Annotated in this window: 23 protein-coding genes; 5 read left to right on the forward strand and 18 right to left on the reverse strand. The window is 53.2% G+C overall.

Annotated features, from left to right (window positions below):
* Positions 1–87: 87 nt before the first annotated feature.
* From BAA01_08635 to BAA01_08665, 7 genes are all read right to left on the reverse strand, one after another.
* Positions 88–489 carry a ribosome silencing factor gene (locus tag BAA01_08635; GenBank protein OUM88158.1) on the reverse strand — a complete coding sequence of 134 codons (402 nt, stop codon included), beginning with the start codon at positions 487–489 and terminating at the stop codon, positions 88–90.
* 36 nt (positions 490–525) lie between these two features.
* Entirely contained in the window at positions 526–1,107 is a 582-nt protein-coding gene (locus BAA01_08640; GenBank protein ID OUM88159.1) for a phosphohydrolase, read from the reverse strand.
* A 310-nt stretch (positions 1,108–1,417) separates the two neighbouring features.
* Positions 1,418–2,056 carry a nicotinate (nicotinamide) nucleotide adenylyltransferase gene (locus BAA01_08645; protein OUM88160.1) on the reverse strand — a complete coding sequence of 213 codons (639 nt, stop codon included), beginning with the start codon at positions 2,054–2,056 and terminating at the stop codon, positions 1,418–1,420.
* Complete coding sequence (locus tag BAA01_08650; GenBank protein OUM88161.1) at positions 2,056–2,937, reverse strand: shikimate dehydrogenase; 882 nt, start codon at positions 2,935–2,937, stop codon at positions 2,056–2,058. The genes BAA01_08645 and BAA01_08650 overlap by 1 nt, the downstream gene beginning before the upstream one ends.
* 24 nt (positions 2,938–2,961) lie before the next feature.
* Positions 2,962–4,077, reverse strand: a complete 1,116-nt coding sequence (locus tag BAA01_08655) for a ribosome biogenesis GTPase YqeH (GenBank protein OUM88177.1) — start codon at positions 4,075–4,077, stop codon at positions 2,962–2,964.
* Positions 4,078–4,112: 35 nt separating this feature from the next.
* On the reverse strand, positions 4,113–4,628 hold the full coding sequence (locus BAA01_08660; protein ID OUM88178.1) for a hypothetical protein: 516 nt from the start codon (positions 4,626–4,628) through the stop codon (positions 4,113–4,115).
* A 135-nt stretch (positions 4,629–4,763) separates the two neighbouring features.
* Positions 4,764–5,498 carry a sporulation sigma factor SigK gene (locus BAA01_08665; GenBank protein OUM88162.1) on the reverse strand — a complete coding sequence of 245 codons (735 nt, stop codon included), beginning with the start codon at positions 5,496–5,498 and terminating at the stop codon, positions 4,764–4,766.
* A gap of 286 nt (positions 5,499–5,784) precedes the next feature.
* On the opposite strand from BAA01_08665, the gene BAA01_08670 reads away from it, so the two are divergent.
* Positions 5,785–6,942 carry a hypothetical protein gene (locus tag BAA01_08670; protein OUM88163.1) on the forward strand — a complete coding sequence of 386 codons (1,158 nt, stop codon included), beginning with the start codon at positions 5,785–5,787 and terminating at the stop codon, positions 6,940–6,942.
* Positions 6,943–7,044: 102 nt separating this feature from the next.
* On the opposite strand, the gene BAA01_08675 is transcribed toward BAA01_08670, so the two are convergent.
* On the reverse strand, positions 7,045–7,335 hold the full coding sequence (locus BAA01_08675) for a hypothetical protein (GenBank protein ID OUM88164.1): 291 nt from the start codon (positions 7,333–7,335) through the stop codon (positions 7,045–7,047).
* Positions 7,336–7,637: 302 nt separating this feature from the next.
* On the opposite strand from BAA01_08675, the gene BAA01_08680 reads away from it, so the two are divergent.
* The 4 genes from BAA01_08680 (at position 7,638) to BAA01_08695 (ending at position 10,775) form a co-directional block, all read left to right on the forward strand.
* Positions 7,638–7,892 (forward strand): hypothetical protein, encoded by a 255-nt coding sequence (locus BAA01_08680; GenBank protein ID OUM88165.1) that lies wholly within the window; start codon positions 7,638–7,640, stop codon positions 7,890–7,892.
* Positions 7,893–8,074: 182 nt separating this feature from the next.
* Positions 8,075–9,046, forward strand: coding sequence for an MBL fold metallo-hydrolase (locus BAA01_08685; protein ID OUM88166.1), 972 nt, complete (start codon positions 8,075–8,077; stop codon positions 9,044–9,046).
* 27 nt (positions 9,047–9,073) lie between these two features.
* Entirely contained in the window at positions 9,074–10,246 is a 1,173-nt protein-coding gene (locus BAA01_08690; GenBank protein ID OUM88167.1) for a hypothetical protein, read from the forward strand.
* A 19-nt stretch (positions 10,247–10,265) separates the two neighbouring features.
* Positions 10,266–10,775: a peroxiredoxin gene (locus tag BAA01_08695; GenBank protein OUM88168.1), complete on the forward strand. Its 510-nt coding sequence runs from the start codon at positions 10,266–10,268 to the stop codon at positions 10,773–10,775.
* A gap of 62 nt (positions 10,776–10,837) precedes the next feature.
* Here BAA01_08695 and BAA01_08700 read toward each other — a convergent pair whose 3' ends face one another.
* The 10 genes from BAA01_08700 to BAA01_08745 all read right to left on the reverse strand — a co-directional run bounded on the left by BAA01_08700 (position 10,838) and on the right by BAA01_08745 (position 20,795).
* Positions 10,838–11,629 (reverse strand): hypothetical protein, encoded by a 792-nt coding sequence (locus BAA01_08700; GenBank protein ID OUM88169.1) that lies wholly within the window; start codon positions 11,627–11,629, stop codon positions 10,838–10,840.
* Between the two features lie 92 nt (positions 11,630–11,721).
* Positions 11,722–12,819 (reverse strand): 3-isopropylmalate dehydrogenase, encoded by a 1,098-nt coding sequence (locus BAA01_08705; GenBank protein OUM88170.1) that lies wholly within the window; start codon positions 12,817–12,819, stop codon positions 11,722–11,724.
* Between the two features lie 92 nt (positions 12,820–12,911).
* A complete protein-coding gene (locus tag BAA01_08710; GenBank protein ID OUM88171.1) occupies positions 12,912–14,456 on the reverse strand; it encodes a 2-isopropylmalate synthase in 1,545 nt (514 codons plus the stop codon).
* 122 nt (positions 14,457–14,578) lie between these two features.
* Positions 14,579–15,568, reverse strand: a complete 990-nt coding sequence (locus BAA01_08715; protein ID OUM88172.1) for a ketol-acid reductoisomerase — start codon at positions 15,566–15,568, stop codon at positions 14,579–14,581.
* Positions 15,569–15,635: 67 nt separating this feature from the next.
* Positions 15,636–16,142: an acetolactate synthase small subunit gene (locus BAA01_08720; GenBank protein ID OUM88173.1), complete on the reverse strand. Its 507-nt coding sequence runs from the start codon at positions 16,140–16,142 to the stop codon at positions 15,636–15,638.
* A complete protein-coding gene (locus tag BAA01_08725; protein ID OUM88174.1) occupies positions 16,139–17,917 on the reverse strand; it encodes an acetolactate synthase, large subunit, biosynthetic type in 1,779 nt (592 codons plus the stop codon). Before BAA01_08725 ends, BAA01_08720 begins: the two co-directional genes overlap by 4 nt.
* Positions 17,918–18,362: 445 nt before the next feature.
* The gene (locus BAA01_08730; GenBank protein OUM88179.1) at positions 18,363–19,427 is read right to left on the reverse strand and encodes a hypothetical protein; all 1,065 of its coding nucleotides are present in this window, start codon (positions 19,425–19,427) and stop codon (positions 18,363–18,365) included.
* Between the two features lie 193 nt (positions 19,428–19,620).
* Positions 19,621–19,980, reverse strand: a complete 360-nt coding sequence (locus tag BAA01_08735) for a 50S ribosomal protein L20 (protein ID OUM88175.1) — start codon at positions 19,978–19,980, stop codon at positions 19,621–19,623.
* Positions 19,981–20,046: 66 nt separating this feature from the next.
* Entirely contained in the window at positions 20,047–20,244 is a 198-nt protein-coding gene (locus tag BAA01_08740; protein OUM88176.1) for a 50S ribosomal protein L35, read from the reverse strand.
* A 53-nt stretch (positions 20,245–20,297) separates the two neighbouring features.
* Positions 20,298–20,795 carry a translation initiation factor IF-3 gene (locus BAA01_08745; GenBank protein ID OUM88180.1) on the reverse strand — a complete coding sequence of 166 codons (498 nt, stop codon included), beginning with the start codon at positions 20,793–20,795 and terminating at the stop codon, positions 20,298–20,300.
* Positions 20,796–21,156 lie beyond the last annotated feature (361 nt).

Consider the following 21,156-nt stretch of genomic DNA (forward strand, 5'->3'; position numbering starts at 1 on the left):
GAAGAGGAAGGTCATGGTCAGTAAGGGCAAGCCACCCAAGTATACCTCTTTGAGGTGAATGTTGGGTTAGATTTTCAAATGAGTGATCTATTCCGTCTTCGGTAAGATTTTTATATGGGTTGACACGCGCTCCACTTCTTCCAACAACGGCTCAACGGAGGGCGCATCGCCCCATAAATGCTCCAGCTGGTAAAACTCCCGATCATCCCGATGAAATACATGAACCACAATATCTCCCAGATCGATCAGCACCCATCGGGCGCCTTCCTTGCCTTCCAGCCCTTGGATGGAAACCCCTGCCTGCTCCAGCTCCTCCTCGATGGCCTCGGTAATCGCCTCCACCTGGGTTCGCGAATTTCCGGAACAAATCACAAAATAATCGGCCACCATGGACAATCCCCGAATATCCAAAACCCGGATATCCAGCGCTTTTTTCTTGTGAGCCGCCTGAACCACCTTCTGGACAATTTGCTCAACCGAAAATTCCATAACACCCTCCCGTCATCGATTTGGTTGCTGGACTCATCATCTTGCTTCTTTGGCCTCCACGTGATGAAGCAAATCATTGTACGCGAGCAACGTCAACGGATAAACGCGCTTGCGGTGACGGATCAAAAATTGGATGGTCCCGCCGAAGGCGGTCGCAAGAGCCCGATCCAAATCCTCTTCTGCCAACGCCCGGATCTCATCCACACCGGGAAAGTTCCGGTTAGGCTCAATGTAATCGGCCAAGCAAACCACTTTTTCCAAGGGGCTCATCGCCACTCTGCCAGACGTGTGATATCGTACGGCATCCACAATTTCCGGATCAGCGATTCCCAGTTCCCGCCTGATGGCGACGGACCCAACAGGGGCGTGCCATAACTCCTGATCGTAATCCAGCAAGTCATCCGGCAAATCCGGTTCCTGAAGAATCACCTCCCGCATCTTCGACGCGGGCCAAAACTTGGCATAATCGTGGAGAATACCCGCAATCTCCGCCTTTTCCACATCGGCACCGTAACGTGCGGCCAGTCTTTTCGCCGTTTCTGCCACCCCGAGCGTGTGACGGAAACGATGTTCGGTTAAAACCTTCCGCACCGCTTCTATCAATTCGGCCCGTTCCATCTTTTCACCTCGATATATCTAAAATCTCACCTCGGCATCCACATCAGGAAGGCAGCTCGCTCATCATCCCATCTTCACCCAATAGATAATCCCAACGAGCAAAAAGAGCAATGCAAACACCCATAACAAATGGATTAACTGCGCAGTCGGCTTTCCGTATATCAGGCTGCCCAATTGCGTCATCAGACGGATCCACCGATTCAAACCGTCGCCCCCTCTCCAGTCCGACCGCCTAACTTCTCTCTTGAGTGTTATTGTATCTGAACCGTTTCTTTCATCCAATGCTTCGCAGCCTGTCTGCGCGATTTTTTCAGCACGTTTCCCCGGTATATAAGCGGTGTTCACGGATATACGCCTCGACCGGCTCAGGCACCAAATAGGCAATCGACTTTCCTGCCGCCAGACGCTCCCGGATGAAGGAACTGCTCAGATCAAACGCAAAGGGCATCTGGACAATCATCACATTGGCACGATATTTCCTCAACAGCGGATCTTGTGCCATGATTGATTCAAGCGTCGTCCGATCTGCCTGATTCCTGCCCACGACGACAAACGTAAATTTCCGAAGCAGCTCTTCTCCCCGATGCCACATCGGCACCTCAGCCAGATTATCCCCGCCGATGATAAAGTAAAATGTGGCATCCGGCACCTCTTCCTGGAGCCTTTGAAGGGTCTCATATGTATAAGATGGACCCGGACGATCCACTTCGATGGTGGACAGGCGAAAGCGGTCCTTCCCTTGAATGGCCAATCGGATCATTTCCAGGCGATGATGCGCCTCCAGCAACCGGCCCTTGAAAGCATGCTGGCCCGCTGGAACAAAGACCACCTCTGACAACATCAGCTCCTCCAGGAGATAATGAGCCACCCATAAATGCGCATGGTGAATCGGCGAAAAACTGCCGCCCAGCACACCAATGGCGCGTCTGTTCCGTTGATCCTGGCTCATTATACCTCCTCATTCCCTCCTGATTCTTCAATCGCCAGGCGCATGACCGGAAGCGGCGCCTCCTTCCCCGTCCACAGACGAAACGCCTCCGCGCCCTGATACAAAAACATTCCCAACCCGCCGTGAATCCGCAGCCCGCACCGCTCTGCCTCCGAGAGAAAACGGGTCTTGCGCGGATTGTAAATCAGATCGCTGACCACCGCCTCCTCCGGCAACCGCCGCAGCTCTTCGGCGGCAAGGGGGGATTGGTCCACATCGGGATGCATCCCTACCGATGTGGTGTTTATCAATAAGGTTGTTTCACCCAGCCATCGGCCCGCCTCATCCAATGAGCAGGTTGCGATCGCGCCGGAACTCCCGGAAGCGGATGACGAACAGGCCGCGCGCAGCTGTGCCGCCAGCTGCTCCGCCCGCTCCCGGCTGCGGTTGGCTATCCACAGACGGTCCACGCCCTTTTTCAGCAGCGCATACCCGACTGCACGGGCCGCTCCACCTGCCCCGAGAAGCATCACTTTGGCACCGGACAGTTGCATGCCGACCTCCTCCTGCAAGGAACGCAAATAGCCCAAACCGTCTGTGTTGGTGCCATACAGCTTCCCATCTGAATCAATGACAACCGTGTTGATCGCACCAATGCCGAGCGCCTCCCCTGACACCTCATCGAGCAGGGACATGACCGCCACTTTGTGCGGAATTGTCACGTTAAACCCCCGAAACCCCAAAGCCTTCATCCCCCGAACGGCCTCCGCAAGCCTCTCCGGCAGAACGTCAAACGCCTCGTAATGATACGGCAGCGCCAAAGCTCTAAAAGCAGCGTTATGCATCCGCGGCGAAAACGAATGACCGACCGGGTGGCCCAGCAGGCCGACCATGCGGACCATCCACCTCTCCCCTTTCACAGAACATCAAAACATCGATTCCCGAATGACCACATCAATCTCTTTCGGCGCCCACACCTCAATCTCCGCCCGTTCACCCTTGACCGCAATCCAGCCGAGACCGGAAATGGCCACATCCTGTCCCTTTTTCACGTGAAAGTGTCGTCTGTATAGCGACGGATATCTGTCGATTCCCGATCCTGCAGGAGGGGAGAGCAATCCCCCCAGATGTTCACGATACAAGGCATCCGCTCGCTCCAGTTTGGTCCGGTGAATCCGAAGCGTGTTCGACGCATAACAGACAAACGACTGTCTGGACCCCTTGAGAAAATCCAGCCTTGCCAGTCCGCCAAAGAACAACGTCTGTCCCGCTTCAAGCTGGTAGATCTTCGGCCGGAGGCGGCTTTGGGGCACCACCTGGCGCAAATCCTCTGGAAGCAGGTAGTGCGTCAAGCGGCGTGGATGGATGAGTCCCGGCGTATCAATCAAAAAACCGCCATCTCCAAGAGGAATGTTGATGGTATCCAACGTGGTGCCAGGAAACGGCGAGGTGGTCACTTTCATCCTCTCACCAGGCTTGTCCATCTCGCCGGCTGACAACCGTCCGAGCAAACGGTTAATCAGCGTCGACTTGCCGACATTGGTCATCCCCACGATATAGACATCCTCAGCTTTGCCGTCACGCAGCCGGTCAATTTGGCCGATCAACTCCTGGATACCGCGATCCTTTTCCGCGCTGACAAATGAGATGCCATGCAATTGAATGCCTTGATCACACGCCTGCCGGTAAAGCCATTGTTCCATTCGTCTCCAATTGGTTTCCGGCGGAAACAAATCCATTTTATTGGCTGCGAGATGCAGGGGATTGAAGCCGATCAGGCGGTTGATCCCCGAAATCCAGCTTCCCTCAAGATCGAACAGATCAACGACCATCACCACCACGGCAGACCGCGCACTGATCGCATCCAATATTTTGCGGTAATCTTCCGCTTCAAGGGATACTTCCAGCACATCATTGTAATGCCGGATCCGAAAACATCGTTGGCAGATCAGCTCCTGACGGCCGAGTGCCCGCTCGGGAACGTAACCCGGTTGCTGTGGGTCAGTCGTCTGTATGACGACACCACAACCCGTACAGATCATCTCCTCATTCAAGTCAGAAACCCCTTCCAGAAAAGTTATCCATTCAGCTTGGGGAACCTGCCCCGTCTCTTCAATTGTTGAAGAATCCACCCTTCCGCCAATCGATTGACACGCGTTCCCCATTTTTCAACAGGCGAAATCGGCCTGACCAAAATGGTATAAAGGCCGAGGCGGTTTCCGCCGAAAACGTCGGTCAACAGCTGATCACCCAGCATCACCGTCTCTGCAGGTTTCAATTGCAAGTGTTCAAGCGCCTGCCGGAATGCCCGCCGGGCCGGTTTGCGCGCGCGTGAGATATAGGGAATATCCAGCGCATCGGCCACTTTTGCCACCCGCCGCCGGTGGTTGTTGGAGACAATCATCACGCGCAAGCCTTCATCTTTCAGCCCGTTCAACCACTTCGCCAACTCAGGTGTAGCCAGCCCCGTTTCCGCAGGTACCAGTGTATTATCCAGATCTGCGATTAACCCTTTGAACCCTCGCTGTTTAAAAAAGGCGGGATCAATTTCAAAAAAGGAAGATACGATGTGATTCGGCATAAATCGCTCCAACCATGCCAAGATCTCTCACCCGTCCTGATATTCCTCACTGCCGTCGCCAACAATGGGATATCGTCTGCTTTCCCTATTATATCATGTTACCCCTGTCATCCCCGCAAAAAAAAAACCGGACCACAAGCATCCAGTTCAGCGATCCGAGGGAACTTCTTTTGATCGAGGGCGCCCTTTGGATGCTTGATAAAATTCCTGGAACAATTTGCTCAACGCCCGTTTTTCAATCCGGGAAACGTATGAGCGTGAAATGCCCAGTTCCTTGGCAATTTCCCGTTGCGTCTTCTCCTTGCCGGAATCCAAGCCAAAACGGCTCCGGATCACTTCCTGTTCCCGCTCTGTGAGCACGTGAAAAAAATGATGAATCTTGCTGCTCTCAATCTTCAGTTGGACGGTATCCACGACATCATCCGGATCGGTTCCCAAAATGTCAATCAAGGTGATCTCATTGGCGTCTTTATCTTGTCCAATCGGGTCGTGAAGGGATACATCTTTTCTGGTCTTTTTCAAGGATCGCAAATGCATCAGGATTTCATTTTCAATACACCTGGCAGCATAGGTGGCCAACTTGGTCCCCTTTCCCATTTCATAACTTTCAATGGCCTTGATCAATCCGATGATCCCGATCGAGATCAAATCCTCCGTATCCTCCCCTGTATTTTCAAACTTTTTGACGATGTGGGCTACCAGGCGCAAATTATGTTCAATCAACCGGTTTCTCGCTTCTTTGTCACCTTTCTGCATCAACTGCAGCGCTTCCAGTTCTTCTTCTTCGTTCAGCGGCTGCGGGAAGGCGTTATTTTTGATGTAGGAAACAAAAAAAGACAATTCTTTAAAAAACAACATCATCAATGCCAGCAGACCAGACATGACATCACCCCCGCCAAGATCAACCCATACTAGAGCCTATGACGGAAAATGGCTGTACGTGTCTGTCTAAAATTTGGCGTTCTGCAAAAAATATACATCTGAATCGGTGTAAAGGATTTACCCGGCCCGGCGTCAAAAATTGTGCATGCGATTTGGCCGGGAATCTGGTACATTGTTCATATATCAGGTGGTTTATCCGACGCGCTCATAAAATCTCCGAGCTCTGCATATCACATCCAAAAAGACAAGGGTTCGAGAAATGAGGAGAACAAGGGAGGAATGAGCCATGTCGGGACAACGTCCCAAAAACATCCTCATCTTTACGGCATCATATGGGCAAGGTCACAACCGGGCTTCGGAGGCGTTATCGATTGCCTTTCAGCGAATGAACGCCGATCTCCAGGTGTCGGTCATCGACTTTCTGGCAGAAGCCTATCCTCGTCTCAATTCGATGGCCCAATCGCTCTATCTGCGGAGCATCAAATCAACGCCAGCCCTGTATGGTCAATGGTATAAACAAACCAACTTTCTGTCTTCCTATCCTGGACTGTCCCGGAATGTTCATCGCTCCCTGGGTCGAGAAAAAATGATGGAAATTTTGGATACGCACCGGGCAGACGCCATTATCAGCACCTTTCCTTTCCCTGCCGGATTGTTGTCAGAGCTCAAAGGCATGGGCAAGCTGACGATTCCGATTGCCACCGTCATCACCGATTATGTCCTGCATCTGCAATGGGTGCAGCCCTTCACCGACCACTACTTCGTCGCAACGGAATGGCTGAAATCTTCTCTGACTGAGCGAGGCGTACATCCTTCCCGGATCCACGTGACCGGAATTCCAGTGCATGAACAATACAGCGTCACCTACGATGAGGAACAGCTGCGAAAAAAATACGGCCTCTCCCCTTTCCTGCCTACGCTGCTGGTGATGGGCGGGGCATACGGCAATTTGCCGCAGATCAAAAAAATATGCCGCTACCTTGCGGCGCAAACTCATCCCATCCAACTTCTGATTATCTGTGGAAAAAACCGTCTCCTAAAAACGTATCTGGAAGAAGAACTAAAGCACTCTCCGCATCCCATCCGGCTGTTCGGCTATGTGAATCAGGTCCATGAATTGATGGCCGTCTCCGATTTGATCATCACCAAGGCTGGCGGACTGACCGTAAGCGAAAGTCTGGCCATCGGCCGGCCGTTGCTCATCTACCGTCCGATCCCCGGGCAAGAAAAGGGGAATACGGAATACCTGAAAAAAGCTGGCGCAGCCGTCTCCGCCGAAAACTGGCAGGAATTTCAAGCAGTCATCACGGAACTCTTGTCCGATCCAGAAAAGATACAAAAAATGGGAGAAACAGCCAGATATCTGGGACGGCCGCATGCGGCCCGGGATATTGCCCAGATTATCCTGCAGCAAGCAGCCGTTCCAAGAATGATTCATTCATAAAATGAAATCAAACAAAATGACACACAAACGAAAATCCCGGCCCCCATGAAAAGGGACCGGGACTTATTCGTCATGACGCACTTTATTGTAAAGTAAAGATCGTCATGCATGAGGAAACGAGGATACTGGTTCAGGACTGTCCCCGATCGGCAATAAATCCTCCATCTCCTTCAGGACTTTCCGTGAATTTTTCCAACTGATCCCCCTGGGATCGTATATCGAAAATTCATATAGAGGAGCATCATCATCCACATTTTCTGGATAAATCGTCACATAAGCCTCCGTAGACTTCACTTTTCGCCACAATCCTTTATCCGTGGGGATCCAACCCTTTTTGACAAATGCATCTTCCGGGTTATAAGGGTAAGCTTTTTCCATCTTGTCCTTATGCATCGCTTGTACTCCTTTCCATACGCTGACGAGGTTAGCTGACGGGTTAGGACCTGGAAATAGCCCTCCATACGGTTCACCCCAAAATCTTGGTTCCCCCGCTCCTGTTGCCAGGATTAAGCGTAAGCGTTTTCAATATGATCATATGCCATCATTATCGCTTTGTCAATTGGGCGAACACCCGCTTTCGCCATTTTTGACGAAGCAGGTTTCCCCGGTCAAAAGGTGGAATCTTTCTCTCGTTGATCCGTCCAACTCCTTGTTCTAAAATGAAAGATAGCAGATCCTCTGGAGGTGGAGCGCGCATGACACCATCACGTTCCGGCATGCAGTGGCTGGCCCGCAAGCTCATCCGAAAAGGGCTGCAAGGGCGCGAATGGCTGATCTTTCCGCTGCTTCTGATATACTGGCTTTCACCCGTCGATCTGATGCCTTTCCTCCCGATAGACGATCTGATCCTCACCGGGTTTGGCATACTCCTGTACAGTTTGCTTCGCAAGCATTCTGGCAAACCTTCCCCGTCAGATGTCATCGACGTGCAGGGAAAGGTGTTGAAATAAACCTGTTCCAAGCCGAAAAACCAGTACACAACGGGACTGGTTTTTTTGTTTTTTTATGCCTTTTGCGGCCCTTCATTTCGATTGCGGCGGTACAATTGTAAATACGTTGAAGTTGCGTTATCTTTAAAAAAAGGCCTTATTCCTTCAATAAAAACCTGAACAGGAACAAAGGAGAGAATCGAATGACTCAGCAACAACCGCTTGAACTCGGGCATGGGATTTCCATGATCGACCTGCACGATCTAGGCCTGCCCAATCGAACCGGATGCTATGTTTTCCGTGAAGAGCTGACACTGATTGAAACCGGCCCCAGCCGCTCCATTCCCTATCTGTTGCAAGGACTGGAGCAGCTCAACATCCGGCCGGAAGAGATACGTTATATCATTGTGACGCATATCCACCTCGATCACGCCGGGGGCGCCGGTTTGCTGATACAACACTGCACAAACGCGAAAGTCATCGTCCATCCGCGCGGCGCGCGCCATCTTGTAGATCCTTCCAGACTCATCGCCGGCGCCAAAATGGTCTACGGCGACAAGTTCGATGAACTTTTCGCTCCGATTCTTCCGGTTCCGGAGGAACGCATCCTCATCAAAGGCGAAGGGGATACTTTAACCATTGGCCCCGGCCGGACGCTGCGTTTCCTGGATACGCCAGGGCACGCCCTGCATCACTTCAGCATCTATGATCCGGTGAGTCACGGCGTGTTTTGCGGCGATACCGCAGGGATCCGTTATTCCCATCTGGAAGCGGACGGCATTCCATTTTTCCTGCCCGTTACTTCTCCGAATCAGTTCGACCCGGAAGCGATGCTGGCCAGCATCGAACGGTTTAAAACAATGAATCTGTCTCGGCTCTATTACGGTCATTACGGGATGACGACACAGGTGGATGAGGCGATCCGTCAGGTTGTCCACTGGCTACCCCGTTTTTTGGAAGAAAGCGAAAAAATCTTCACTGAAAATGCGGGAACGGTTGTGCAGCTGGTAGATCTTATCTCCCAACGGCTGATGGATATCATCAGAAAGGAGTTGTCCGAAAAGGGGATTCAGGATTCCCATCCGGTTTACCAAATCTTAATGATGGACGCTCAAGTCAGCGCCATGGGTTTGGTCGATTATCTGAGCAAGAAGTCTGAAAAGGCCAAAGCCTGAAAACAACCAAGGAAAGGGGAGACGCCGGTGGAACCCTGGGAACAGGAAAAAATTCAACGAATCAGAAACCAGCTTCCTGCGGCCACTTCTGATATCTTCCTCAATACCGGGACATCCGGTCCACTTCCCATCCCTGTCCACCAGGCGATAGCTGCCGTTGAAACGAGGGACCTCGAGGAAGGACGCGCTTCCCGTCCCGGTTTTGTCAAGCTGGCCAATGAAATCGAGAATACCCGAATCCGTCTGGCTGAATTTCTGGGTGCCGAACCAGACGAGCTGGCGCTGACCCACCATACCACGGAGGGAATCAATATCATCCTCTGGGGATTACATTGGTCTCCCGGTGATGAGATTGTCACCACCACCATCGAACACAACGGCGTGTTGATTCCCCTTGCCCAATTGCGCCGCCGGTGTGGAGTGACCATTCGCTATGCGGATGTCGGCCTTGGCCAGCCCGAAGAAGCGCTTTCCGCCATCCGTCGAACGCTTTCGCCCCGCACCAGACTGCTCGTCTTATCTCATGTGTCGTACAGTACAGGGGCCGTGTTGCCGCTCGAAGACATCGTCACGCTGGCCCATCAACATCACATTTCCGTCCTTGTCGACGGTGCGCAGGCGGTAGGAGCCATTCCGGTAAACCTGCATCGGTTAGGGGTGGATTACTACGCGTTTCCCGGCCAAAAGTGGCTTTGCGGCCCGGAGGGAACAGGAGGCCTGTTCATTCGCAAAGATCGCCTGGCTGACATTGAACCCACCTTCGTCGGATATCGCTCGATGGAGCGCTATGATCGCCTGACCCCGTATGCGCTTCCTGCAGCCGGCGCGAAACGGTTTGAGGTGGGGACGCTTTACCGTCCAATCATCACAGGGCTTGGTGCCGCCGTTCAATGGCTTGCCGATGAGGTCGGCACCGATTGGGCATTTTCCCGGATCCGGGCCATAACCCAGCTGGCTCGTCAAACGCTGGGCCAACTGCCCAACGTAGAAATTGTCACCCCGGAAAGCAATCAGGCAGGGCTTTTGACATTCAAGCTGAAAAACCTCCCTTCTCCCCCCTTTGTGGAATACGCCTTAAAACAGCGGGTCATCCTCCGCTCCATCCCCGACAATGGCGGGCTGAGAATTTCCTGCTCCTTTTTCAACACCGAAGAAGAGATGGCCAGACTGGCAGAGTTGATTCGACAATACCAGGGCTAAATCGTAAGGAGGGATCCCCATGTCCACCCTGACGGTGGAAATCGGTCAACCAGCTCCCGATTTTACACTGCCGGCAAGCAACGGCAGCCAAGTTTCACTGTCTGATTTCCGGGGAAAATACGTGGTGCTGTACTTTTATCCCCGTGACAACACACCCGGCTGCACACAGGAGGCACAAGATTTTCGCGATGCCATGGAGGCGTTTCAGGCGCGCGATGCCGTCATCGTGGGAGTGAGCCCCGATCCGCTGCCATCCCATGAAAAATTTATCGCAAAACATGATCTGCCTTTTCTCCTTCTCTCCGATGTGGAACACAAAGCAGCAGAGATGTATGGCGTCTGGCAGTTGAAAAAAATGGCCGGCAAGGAATATTACGGAGTTGTCCGTTCCACCTTTTTAATCGATCCGCAAGGCCGGCTGGCACGCGAATGGCGCAATGTCCGGGTAAAAGGGCACGTCCAGGATGTGCTGCAGGCCCTGGATGAACGGTACAAGCAAGAACGGTGCACACGACAAGACGAACATTAAGCCGCCGGACATGTTTGCCCGGCGGCTTTTTTACACGTGATTTCACGCTGTTCGCCTTTCAATCAACGGCCTGTAAAACGGGCCTGTCTCTTTTCCAGGAAGGCACGGGTCCCCTCCACCCGATCCTCTGTATTCATCGACAGGCCAAAATAGGCTGCCTCCATTTTCAACGCGCTGTCCAAATCCATCTCCGGTCCCTGATCGATGACCTTTTTAATCAGATGCAGGGCAATCGGGGGCTTCGAGGCAAGTTTCCTGGCCAGCTGGATGGTCTCATCCATGAGAGCGTCCGGTTCCACCACTTTCTCAACCAAACCCAGCCGCCAGGCTTCCTCGGCAGTGATATGATCGCCAGTCATGCAGAGGTACTTGGCCATGCCCTTGCCGACGAGACGCGGCAAACGTTGCGTTCCCCCGTAACCGGGAATAATGCCAAGGTTGATCTCCGGCTGACCGAAACGGGCATTGCGGGATGCAATCCGAATATCGCCGGCCATGGCCAGTTCGCACCCGCCACCCAGGGCATAGCCGTTGACCGCCATGATCACCGGCTTGGGCAAGGACTCGATTTTCTGGGTCAGACGCTGCCCTTTCTGGGCCATCTCTTCCGCCTGATAAGCATTCTTAAACAGTTCAAATTCGGCGATGTCGGCGCCGGCGACAAACGACTTTTCGCCAGCCCCCGTAACCACCAATACCTTGATCGCCTCGTTTTGCCGGACCTCATCCAGCGCTTGATCCAGTTCATCCAATGTCGCTTGGTTGAGCGCATTCAACACCTGTGGCCGGTTTATCGTGAGGATGGCCACTCCGTCGTCCTGGACTTCAAACAAAAGGTTCTGATAGGCAGACATCGCTTATGTAACCCCTTTCTTTTTCTTTTCTCCATTTTACCATTTGAATGTATCATTGGATATTGCCATCCTGTGCTTCAGGCAATGTTTCATCATCCTTGTTCGGCCGCCAGTCGTTCAAGGTGCATGCGGATCTTTTCTGCCATTCCCCGAGTGCCGAGAACCGGTTCGCCTTCTCCTGCGATATCGGCAGTACGGGCCCCCTCTTGCAGGGCGCGCTCTACCGCATTTTCCACCAGTTCAGCCTCTTTGGCGCAACCAAAACTGTATTTCAACATCATCGCCATCGAAAGGATGGTTGCAATCGGGTTGGCCACTCCCTTGCCCGCAATATCTGGCGCCGAACCGTGAACAGGTTCATACAGGCCAAACCGTCCTTTCCCCAGGCTGGCCGATGGCAGCATGCCAATCGAACCGGTCAGCATAGCGGCTTCATCGCTCAGAATGTCACCGAACATGTTTTCTGTCACAATCACATCAAACTGCCGCGGCCTGTAAACGAGCTGCATCGCGCAATTATCCACCAGCATGTGCTCCACGTCCACCTCCGGGTAATCGGCGGATAGACGTTCCACAACCCGCCGCCAGAGGCGGGAACTCTCCAAGACATTGGCCTTGTCCACCGAGGTCAGCTTTTTGCGCCGCAGCATGGCCAGCTCAAACGCCTTGCGAACAATCCGTTCAATCTCCCAGTCATGATAGACCAGCTGGTCGCTGGCTCTCTCTCCCTCCGCAGTCCGAGTGCAAGCCTTCTCACCGAAATATATCCCGCCCGTCAATTCCCGGACAACCAGCAGATCCACTCCTTCTGCCACTTCCGACTTCAACGTGGAAGCTTTGAGCATGCTTTCAAACACAACAGCCGGCCGCAAGTTGGCATACAAATCCAGGGACTTGCGCAGCCGCAACAGCCCTGTTTCCGGACGTTTCTCACGCGGCAGGTGTTCCCACTTGGGACCGCCGACTGCGCCCATCAGCACGGCATCCGCCTCCCGGCAAAGCCGCAACGTCTCCTCGGGCAGCGGATCACCTGCCTGTTCATAGGCTGCCCCGCCGAAGATCCCCTCTTCGATATGGAAGGAAAGACCAGTCAGTTCGCCCAACCTGCCCAGCAGATCCACCGCTTCTCTGACCACTTCCGGTCCAATGCCGTCACCAGGTAAGACTGCAACCCGAAATGATTTTGTCATCCTTACCACCATTCTCTGCAAAAATAAAAATAACATAAAGAAAATCCGGGATGAAGAGAATCAGGCAGGGGGCCTAAGCCCCCTGATGATGCTTACAGAGCCGCAGAAGGCTGCGGTTCACCCAAGGCATTTTTCCGCTGATGGTAACGGTTGATCGCATCCAGATAGGCGCGCGCGCTGGCTTCCAGGATATCGGTGCTCACGCCGCGGCCCTGGATGATCCACTCGCCCTCCTTGACCTTCACGATGACCTCACCCAAAGCGTCCTTCCCTTGCGTGACCGAATTAATCCGAAAATCCACCAGCTCTCCCGTGTGCTCTGTAGCCTTGTCAATCGCTTTGTAGATGGCGTCCACGGAACCATTGCCAAACGCCGCCTCTTCAATGATTCGTCCGTCCGCTGTGCTCAGGCGGATGGTTGCGGCAGGTGTGGCTTGTGTCCCGTATGACAGATGGAAGTACTCCAGATTAAACATCACCGGAGCTTGCGAAATCCGCTCATCCACAATGGCCATGATATCTTCATCCGTCACCGTCTTCTTGCGATCCGCCAGCTCCTTAAACTTCCGGAAGAACTGGGTCACCTGTTCGTCATTCAACTGATAACCCAGCTGCATCAGCTTCTGCTTGAAGGCGTGACGACCGGACAACTTGCCCAGTGGCAACTTGGTTTCACCCGCACCCACGGTCTCGGGACGGATAATCTCATAGGTGGTCTTTTCTTTCAGGACGCCGTCCTGGTGGATTCCCGACTCATGGGAAAATGCGTTGTCTCCGACAATGGCTTTGTTCTTCTGGACGACCATGCCGGTGAGGCGGCTGACCAGGCGGCTGGTGCGGTAAATCTCTTTCAAGACCCAGGTACTCTTCGCCTTGTAGTAGTCCTGACGCGTCTCCAACGCCATGACCACCTCTTCCAACGCCACGTTGCCTGCCCGCTCGCCAATTCCGTTGATGCAACCTTCCACTTGATCCGCCCCGGCCTCGATCGCCGCCAGGCTGTTGGCAACGGCCATCCCCAGGTCGTCATGGCAATGGCAGCTGAGCTGTACCTTCTCGATTCCCGGCACCGTGTTTTTCAGGTGACGAAAAATATTCCCGTATTCCTCCGGCGTCGCATAGCCTACAGTATCCGGGATATTGATCACGGTGGCTCCGTGGCGAATCGCCACATCCACCACCTGCGTCAAGAAATCCAGTTCGGTGCGGCTGCCATCTTCTGCCGAAAACTCGATTTCGGAAAAATACCGCTTCGCATAATCAAGACAATACGCAATTTGTTCAAGCACCTGCTCCTTGGTCATGCGTAACTTGTATTGACGGTGGATCGGCGATGTAGCCAGGAAAACATGCAAGCGTGGATTGACCGCTTCGCGCAGCGCTTCTCTTGCGGCGTCGATATCTTCCGGATTGGCGCGGGCCAAGCTGACGACGGTGGCATTTTTGATCGCCCTCGCCACCGCCTGGACGGCCCTGAGATCGCCAGGGGAGGAAGCGGCAAACCCGGCCTCGATGACATTGATCCCCAGCCGTTCCAGTTGCAACGCAATCTCTACCTTCTCTTCATCATTCAGGTTTACCCCCGGGGATTGCTCACCATCCCTCAGGGTGGTGTCAAAGGTGTAAATCGTTCTCATCCTGTCCACCTCCATCAATTTTTCGAATTAATAAATCTTTATTTTAAAAATGTTGTTTTTTATCAAAACCTTCTACTGAATACGGTAGGTTCCGAGACAGAACCTACCGGTTGTCCCGGCCATTATTTCTTGATCCAAGACATCATCTCACGAAGCTCTTTGCCCACTTTCTCGATGGGGTGTTCCGCCTCAAGACGGCGTCTGGTGCTGAACATCGGCCGGCCAACCTGGTTTTCCATCAGCCAGTTGCGGGCAAAAACGCCCTGTTGGATGTCTTGCAACACTTTTTCCATCTCTTTTTTCGTCTCTTCGGTAATGATCCGGTTCCCGGAGACATAATCCCCGTATTCAGCGGTGTCACTGATGGAATAACGCATCCGGCTCAAACCGCCCTCATACATCAGGTCAACAATCAGTTTCAGCTCGTGCAGGCACTCAAAATAGGCCACTTCCGGCTGATAACCTGCCTTGATCAATGTCTCGAATCCAGCCTTGACCAGGGCAGAAAGACCGCCGCAGAGAACCACCTGTTCACCGAACAGATCGGTTTCGGTTTCTTCCTTGAACGTCGTCTCAATGACACCCGCCTTGGTCGCACCGATCGCCTTGGCGTAAGCCAGACCCAGTTCATATGCCTTACCGGTCGCATTCTGATGCACGGCGATCAGGGCCGGCACACCAAATCCTTCTTCATACACCCGTCTGACCAGATGCCCTGGCCCTTTCGGGGCCACCATGACCACGTCCACGTTTTCCGGCGGGACGATTTGGCCAAAATGAATGTTAAATCCGTGCGAAAAGGAGAGCACCGATCCCGGTTTGAGATTGGGTTCAATCTGCTCGCGATACACCTTGGCCTGTGTTTCATCCGGCATCAGGATCTGGATGAAATCAGCCTGCGCGACCGCTTCGTCCACCGGGTACACTTCAAAACCGTCCTTTTCCGCCTGCTCCCAGGAACGGCCCCGGCGCAAGCCGACGACGACACGCACGCCACTGTCCCGCAAGTTTTGCGCTTGTGCATGCCCTTGGCTGCCATAACCGAGAATCGCCACCGTCTTGCCATTCAGGTAGGACTGATCCGCATCTTTTTCATAGTAGATTTTCGCCATCTTCACGTTCTCCTCTCGTTGCCATTTGGTTGTCTTGTTCTTTTTTGCCTTGTTTCATTTCTTGCTTTTACTTCACTGCGACCATCGCCAAACCGCGAGCCATCGCCGAAACGCCCGTTCGGCAGATTTCCTTGATACCGTACGGCTTCAGGAGTTGAATGAGCGCATTCACTTTATTCTGATCGCCGGTCACCTGGATGATCAGGGAGGTTTGCCCGACGTCGATCACCGAGGCGCGGAACGGTTCAATGATGCCGGATATCTCTGCGCGATTGGCCGGGTTCACGTTTACCTTGATGAGCGCCAACTCCCGCGCCACCATGGCCTGATCGCTGAGCACTTGAACCTTGATCACATCGATCAGCTTGTTCAGCTGTTTGGTGATCTGCTCAATGGTATGTTCGTCGCCGCGGGTGACAATGATCATGCGGGATAACCCCGGCTCTTCCGACCCGCCAACCGTGATGCTGTCAATGTTATATCCGCGCCTTCCAAACAGTCCGGCAACCCTGGCCAGTACGCCTGGCTCATCATTGACGAGAATCGATATCGTGTGCGTCTGCTGGTTGCTCATGCCTCGTCCTCTCCCATGATCATTTCATCCAATCCTGCCCCAGGGGCCACCATCGGATACACATTCTCCTCCGAGGGCACCACGAAATCGACAACCACCGGGCCCGGATGGCGCAATGCCTCCTGCCAGGCCTCCTCGGCCTCCTTGGGCGTCCTGGCTCGCAGCCCCCGGACACCGTATGCTTCAGCCAATTTGACGAAATCAGGGCTGCCCGCCAGATCGATTTCGCTGTAACGGCTGCCGTGGAAAATTTCCTGCCATTGGCGAACCATCCCGAGAACTTGGTTATTAATCACCGCCACCTTGACAGGGATGTTGTGAATCGCCACGATCGCCAGCTCCTGGGCCGTCATCTGAAATCCGCCATCCCCCGTCACGGCGATCACTGTGCGGTCAGGATAGGCGATTTTGGCGCCAATCGCCGCCGGAAACCCGAACCCCATCGTTCCAAGACCGCCGGACGTGATATTGGAACGGGGATATTTGAAGGGGAAATACTGCGCAACCCACATCTGGTGTTGGCCCACATCCGTGGTGACAATCGCGTCTCCCCCCGTCGACCGGTAGATCATTTCCACCACGGCTTGCGGTTTAAGCACCTCATCGCTCTTCTTGTACGTAAAGGGATAAGCCCGTTTCCACGCCTCGATCTGCTCCAGCCACTCCCGGGTGTCGCCGGCTTCCAGCTTTTCGTTGATTGCCGCCAGGGAGTGTTTGACATCCCCGACAAGGGGAATGTAGGTTTCCACGTTTTTGCCGATTTCAGCCGGGTCGATGTCCAGGTGGATGATCTTGGCTTTGGTGGCAAACTTGTCAAGACGTGCCATCGTCACCCGATCGTCAAAGCGCACGCCGACGCCAATCAGCAAATCACATTCCAGCAGCGCGTGGTTGGCTGCATACGAACCGTGCATCCCCGGCATCCCCATGAACAGAGGGTGTTGACCTGGGAAACCGCCGAGTCCCATCAGGGTGGTGGTCACGGGAATCTGCGCCTTCTCCGCCAAACGGATCAATTCCTCCGAAGCCTTCGGTCCTGACGAGATGACCCCGCCCCCCGCCAGAATGACAGGACGCTTGGCACGCGGGATGACGCGGCAGACCTTCTCCACCTGCATGCCGTTGGGATAGATGGTCGGGTTGTATCCCCGCAAATGAACCTTGTCGGGATAGTAGAACTTTGTCTTGGCATTGGAGACATCCTTGGGAATGTCAATCAGGACAGGACCAGGACGGCCCGTCGTCGCGATGTGGAACGGCTCCTTGACGATGCGCGGCAGATCGTTGACATCGGTGACCAGGTAGCTGTGCTTGGTAATCGGCATGGTGATGCCCTTGATATCCGCCTCCTGGAAGGCATCTGTGCCAATCAGGTGCTGCGGCACATTCCCCGTGATGCAGATCAGGGGAACGGAATCCATCATCGCTGTGGCAATCCCCGTGACCAAGTTGGTCGCGCCAGGGCCTGAGGTGGCGATCACAACACCCGGCTTTCCCGTGGCCCGGGCGTATCCGTCCGCCATGTGAATCGCCCCTTGCTCATGACGTGCCAGAATATGCTTCAGGCGGTTTCCATACAGGGAATCGTAAATCGGCAGAACGGCACCCCCGGGATAGCCAAAAACATACTCAACCCCTTCAAGCAACAGGCATCGCAACAAGATCTCCGAACCGCTCAGAACCGCTTCCTTTTTCAGTTCTTCCTCCAGATCCGCGTGTAAGGTCTGATCCGGCACTTCTTCTTGTCGCTCGAGTGCCGCCATTTCCGCATTCATGGTCTCCCACCTTCTTTTTGTGAAATCTAAAAATGAAAGCTCTTTCACCCCACACCTGTAGCACTTCAGGATTGGGGCGAAAGAGCTAGCTTCCACGGTACCACCCAAATTTGTCAACGTCTCGCGACGGTTGACCTCTGCGAGTTCGAGAATGGTTCTCAAACTCTGTGGTTAACGGCCACTGCCGTTTCTTCCTACTGGCACCGGCCGCACAGCCGGCCGTTCAGAAGAAAGCTCGAAGGCGAGCGCTCCTTCTGGATTTACGCCCAACTTCCAGCCAAGGTTGGGCTCTCTGTGGTAAAGAGCCAGAGGATCCTACTCCTTCTCATCGCTTTTCTCCATATGTCATTGTCAATTTATGACCCATTATAGTCAGAATATAGGGCAATGTCAAGATTAAAATTCCTATAAAAACCGTTCACTACTAAAAACCGTTCGCTGCCGTTCACTGCACCGGCCAACCTAAAAAGGATCCGAGGATCACATAACCAACAAACACTAGGTAAAAACTTCCGGAAAAGATCAGCACATTGGCGTTTAGGCGTTGATGCCGCCTTGCATAATAAAAGACAATGGCAGCGGAAACCAGGGCCAAGACGACACTCAACAAAGCCGTCATCGACAATTCCCAACTGGTAAAGGCAATCCCCAGGGCAGGCACGACCGAACTTTGAAACACCATCGCCCCTGTGATATTCCCCATCGCCAGCGTGTCTTTGCCGTCACGCATCCAGAAAATGCTATTAAACTTTTCGGGAAGTTCTGTGGCCACCGGAGAAATGATCAAGGACAAAAGAAGCGGTGACACATTCAGCGCCTGCGCCACGTCGGTCAGCGAATAAATAAAAAACCGCGCGCCGACCACAATTAACGACAAAGCGACCACGACCTGCAAGACGACAGGAAAAATGCCCGGTTGTTCCGCCTTTTTCGCAAAAACCAACGGCTCGATCTCCGTTTCGCCAACTCCCTTGCCGTCCCTTACGGTGTGGTATACATACACGATATACAAAACAACCAGCAGGATCGCCACGATATATCGTATCCACTGCAAGTGGACAAAGGCCATGGCTGCGGCCAACGCAAAAACGATCAGGAAAAAGCGGATATCCCGTCGGAAAATCGAATGATCAACGGTCAAAGTGCTCCCTTGTTTGCGATTCTTGAACACCCGCGCAGATACCCCGACGACAAAGAAGGCCAAGGTGGCAAGCATAAACGGCGCGCCTAAAATGGCGCCAATGCCGACATGCGAGGAATCAGCGTGTCCGCTGAGGATGGCGACAATCGGAATCATTGTCTCCGGCAAGGCCGTGCCGACGGCTGCCAATACCGAACCCACTGCGCCTTCCGAGAGATTCAGTTTTTTTCCCAGCCACTCAATGCCATTGGTAAACAGGGCGGCTGCAAAAAGGATCGCGATCAGGCTGGCAATCAGAATGAAGATGGAAATGACGAAGGACATTCCGTTTCCCCCTACCGCATAGAATACTTTAACCATGATGCCCATTTTTTCATAAGATAGTCCAATATCACGTTCGCCAAACAAAAAGACCTTCATCCCCTACCCGGGATGAAGGTCTTGCGCAACTCAAACAACCTTTGTTTGAGCCCAGGATGCCGAGCAGCCTCGCAGCTGCTGGATTGACGACATACTGGCCGCCAGTATCGGCGGTTTGCTACTCCCCTTATCCAACGCGCGTTCACGCATTCAGCTTTTGTTTGGCGATGTTCGCCAGTTCACTGAACGCCTGCTGATCGTTGACAGCCAAATCAGCCAGCATCTTGCGATTGATATCGACGCCGGCCTGTTTCAATCCGTGCATCAGGCGGCTGTATGACAAGCCATTATTGCGGGCAGCCGCATTAATCCGCGCAATCCAGAGTTTCCGAAAGTCCCGTTTGCGTTGCCGCCGATCACGGTAGGCATACATATAGGACTTCATGACTTGCTGTTTTGCCGTTCGAAACAGACGGTGTTTCGATCCGAAGTAACCACGCGCCAGCTTCAGCACCTTTTTCCGCCGGCGGCGGGTAACAGGACCACCTTTCACACGTGCCATGTTTCTATCCCTCCACTCGATCTCCTTTTTGTGGTTGGTACATCCGCTTCAGGTGTCACGCTTATTTTATTTGTTGTACAGCAATTGCGCGATGCGTTTCGTATCTCCCTTGCTGACAACAGCCGCATGTCCAAGCCGACGCTTGCGCGTGGATGGTTTTCCGGACAACAAGTGGCTGATGTTGGCGCGGCGGCGGATCAGCTTCCCCGTTCCGCTCTTTTTCAGCCGCTTCGCCGCTCCGCGATGGGTTTTCATCTTGGGCATGACAGGTACTCCTTTCAACATGTAAAATTGCATGAAAATGACGGTACACCGTATCAGTGATTTTTGGGCGCCAGGATAATCATCATGCTGCGCCCTTCCATATTGGGCTTCTTCTCAACCACAGCCAGATCGCCGACGTCCTCGATCACCCGTTCCAAAACCCGCCTGCCGATATCAGCATGTGTAATCTGCCGACCGCGAAACCGAACGCTTACCTTCACCTTATCCCCATGTTGCAAGAACTTCACGATGCTTTTCAGTTTGGTCTGAAGGTCATGTTCTTCAATGGTCGGAGACAGGCGCACCTCTTTAATCGTGATGATTTTTTGGTTTTTGCGGGCCTCTTTCTCACGCTTCGACTGCTCGTATCGAAATTTCCCGTAGTCCATAATCCGGCAAACGGGGGGCTTGGCATGAGGAGCGACATTGACCAGATCCAGATTTTTTTCCTCTGCAATCCGCAACGCTTCTCTCAAAGGAACAATGCCCAGTTGTTCCCCATTGGAATCAATCAGGCGAACCTCACGTGCCCGGATGTTTTCATTGACCAAAAAATCCTTGCTAATACGTGCCACCTCCAGCGTAAATTGGCCATATATTGTGACGACCAATAAAAAAAGGGTGTCAAAGCACCCTTGTCCTCCCGCTCATGAATCGGCCGTATTCATGAAAACCTGGCAACTGTCGTCCGACGTTGACAGGTGAGAAGCAGGTGCTTCTTCTTGGCGTCAGCATACCGAATGCTCCATTAGTATAAGCTTAATCATCCATCATTGTCAACACATCGCGATCACTCAGGTAAAATCTTACCGAAAGGATTGTGGATCGCTCACGTCAAAATCTTACTGAGGGGATGTGACGTGAGAATGTCTCTACAAAGCCGTCGCGAGTACTTACGCAAAATGCAGGAAC

The sequence above is a fragment of the Bacillus thermozeamaize genome (assembly GCA_002159075.1).
Taxonomy (GTDB): Bacteria; Bacillota; Bacilli; order ZCTH02-B2; family ZCTH02-B2; genus Bacillus_BB; species Bacillus_BB thermozeamaize.

Bases quoted from the DNA above. Each gene is read 5' to 3' on its own strand.
- BAA01_08635 (OUM88158.1), bottom strand. From the start codon at position 489: ATGGAATTTTCGGTTGAGCAAATTGTCCAGAAGGTGGTTCAGGCGGCT.
- BAA01_08640 (OUM88159.1), bottom strand. From the start codon at position 1,107: ATGGAACGGGCCGAATTGATAGAAGCGGTGCGGAAGGTTTTAACCGAA.
- BAA01_08645 (OUM88160.1), bottom strand. From the start codon at position 2,056: ATGAGCCAGGATCAACGGAACAGACGCGCCATTGGTGTGCTGGGCGGC.
- BAA01_08650 (OUM88161.1), bottom strand. From the start codon at position 2,937: ATGGTCCGCATGGTCGGCCTGCTGGGCCACCCGGTCGGTCATTCGTTT.
- BAA01_08655 (OUM88177.1), bottom strand. From the start codon at position 4,077: ATGATCTGTACGGGTTGTGGTGTCGTCATACAGACGACTGACCCACAG.
- BAA01_08665 (OUM88162.1), bottom strand. From the start codon at position 5,498: ATGTCTGGTCTGCTGGCATTGATGATGTTGTTTTTTAAAGAATTGTCT.
- BAA01_08670 (OUM88163.1), top strand. From the start codon at position 5,785: ATGTCGGGACAACGTCCCAAAAACATCCTCATCTTTACGGCATCATAT.
- BAA01_08675 (OUM88164.1), bottom strand. From the start codon at position 7,335: ATGCATAAGGACAAGATGGAAAAAGCTTACCCTTATAACCCGGAAGAT.
- BAA01_08680 (OUM88165.1), top strand. From the start codon at position 7,638: ATGACACCATCACGTTCCGGCATGCAGTGGCTGGCCCGCAAGCTCATC.
- BAA01_08685 (OUM88166.1), top strand. From the start codon at position 8,075: ATGACTCAGCAACAACCGCTTGAACTCGGGCATGGGATTTCCATGATC.
- BAA01_08695 (OUM88168.1), top strand. From the start codon at position 10,266: ATGTCCACCCTGACGGTGGAAATCGGTCAACCAGCTCCCGATTTTACA.
- BAA01_08700 (OUM88169.1), bottom strand. From the start codon at position 11,629: ATGTCTGCCTATCAGAACCTTTTGTTTGAAGTCCAGGACGACGGAGTG.
- BAA01_08705 (OUM88170.1), bottom strand. From the start codon at position 12,819: ATGACAAAATCATTTCGGGTTGCAGTCTTACCTGGTGACGGCATTGGA.
- BAA01_08710 (OUM88171.1), bottom strand. From the start codon at position 14,456: ATGAGAACGATTTACACCTTTGACACCACCCTGAGGGATGGTGAGCAA.
- BAA01_08715 (OUM88172.1), bottom strand. From the start codon at position 15,568: ATGGCGAAAATCTACTATGAAAAAGATGCGGATCAGTCCTACCTGAAT.
- BAA01_08720 (OUM88173.1), bottom strand. From the start codon at position 16,142: ATGAGCAACCAGCAGACGCACACGATATCGATTCTCGTCAATGATGAG.
- BAA01_08725 (OUM88174.1), bottom strand. From the start codon at position 17,917: ATGAATGCGGAAATGGCGGCACTCGAGCGACAAGAAGAAGTGCCGGAT.
- BAA01_08730 (OUM88179.1), bottom strand. From the start codon at position 19,427: ATGGGCATCATGGTTAAAGTATTCTATGCGGTAGGGGGAAACGGAATG.
- BAA01_08735 (OUM88175.1), bottom strand. From the start codon at position 19,980: ATGGCACGTGTGAAAGGTGGTCCTGTTACCCGCCGCCGGCGGAAAAAG.
- BAA01_08740 (OUM88176.1), bottom strand. From the start codon at position 20,244: ATGCCCAAGATGAAAACCCATCGCGGAGCGGCGAAGCGGCTGAAAAAG.